The organism is Salipiger sp. HF18, assembly GCF_011806505.1.
In the GTDB taxonomy this organism is placed as follows: domain Bacteria; phylum Pseudomonadota; class Alphaproteobacteria; order Rhodobacterales; family Rhodobacteraceae; genus Salipiger; species Salipiger thiooxidans.
The window spans coordinates 1-1036 of record NZ_JAATOS010000835.1; the positions used below are offsets into that span (position 1 = coordinate 1).

2 protein-coding genes are annotated in these 1036 nt (G+C 71.1%); both read right to left on the reverse strand.

Going from position 1 to position 1036, the window contains the following annotated elements; translation table 11 throughout:
- Positions 1-159 precede the first annotated feature (159 nt).
- Positions 160-555 carry a GFA family protein gene (locus tag HC022_RS27370; protein WP_167454471.1) on the reverse strand — a complete coding sequence of 132 codons (396 nt, stop codon included), beginning with the start codon at positions 553-555 and terminating at the stop codon, positions 160-162.
- 4 nt (positions 556-559) lie between these two features.
- Positions 560-1036: FAD-dependent monooxygenase (locus tag HC022_RS27375; RefSeq protein WP_175583760.1), on the reverse strand; the 477-nt coding region annotated here is incomplete at its 5' end.

Here is a 1036-nt window from a genome sequence, read left to right on the forward strand (position 1 = left end):
AGGTGCTGGACGAGGTGGTCTGACCTTTGCCGGGCCCGCGCGTGTTGGTACGCGCGGGCCTGGTTTTCAGGTCGTGGGTCCGCGTGGTGGGCCTGGAGGGGGCGCTGCCCCCGTCCGCTGACGCGGACTCCCCCGGAGTTTGCCGGGCAAGATGAAGGATCAGTCTTCGGGACGGTCCCGTTCGTGCCGCGCGCGGAGCGGGAAGGGCGGCAGCCAGCGTTCGCGGCGGATGGTCCAGAGCTCGTAGTCCGGGGTGAACTGGTCGGGGGCGTCGAGGCTGCCGAGGTGAAGCTCGATCTCGTCCCCGGTGCGCGAGAACACCGACGAGCCGCAGCGCGGGCAGAAGTGGCGACGGAGGTATTCGCCGGTCTCTCCCACGACGGTCACGGCGCTTTCCGGGTAGATCGCCGCGGCGAAGAACAGCGCGCCATGGTGCTTGCGGCAGTCGAGGCAGTGGCAGATGCCGACCCGGTCGGGCTGGCCGGTGGCGGTGACGCGCACGGCGCCGCAGAGGCAGCCGCCTTCGACCGTTGGGGTGTCGGGGGTGTCTGCCATGGCCTCAGCCCTTGGCCCCGAGTCCGAGTTGCATCAGCGTCTTGCGCACCGGGGTGACGCCGTAGAGCGCGTCGAGCGCCTTGGCGCGGGCGTCGCGCAGCAGCGGCGCCGAGAGCATCGAGGTGCGGTTCAGCAGCGTGATGCCGGCGACGCGGGCGCGTACGTCGAGAATGCGCTTGCGGTGGTAGCTCTCGAGCATCTGCCGGTCGCCGAGGCGTTCGGGCGTGGCGGTGGCGAGGTCGTGCAGGGTCGCCATGTCGTTGAGCGACATGTTGAGACCCTGCGCGCCGATCGGCGGCACCACGTGGGCGGCCTCGGCCACCAGCGCCAGCCTTTCGCCGCAGAGCGTCTCGGCATGCTGGGCGATGATCGGCCAGAGGGTGCGCTGCGAGGCCAGCGTCAGCGGGCCGAAGAGGTGGCAGGAGCGCTCGGACATCGCCGCCTCGAGTGTCGGCGTGTCGAGCCGGAACAGCGCCTCGGC

What these genes read in the sequence shown, in the direction of transcription:
- HC022_RS27370 (WP_167454471.1), bottom strand. Translation starts at nt 555, where the DNA reads ATGGCAGACACCCCCGACACCCCAACGGTCGAAGGCGGCTGCCTCTGC.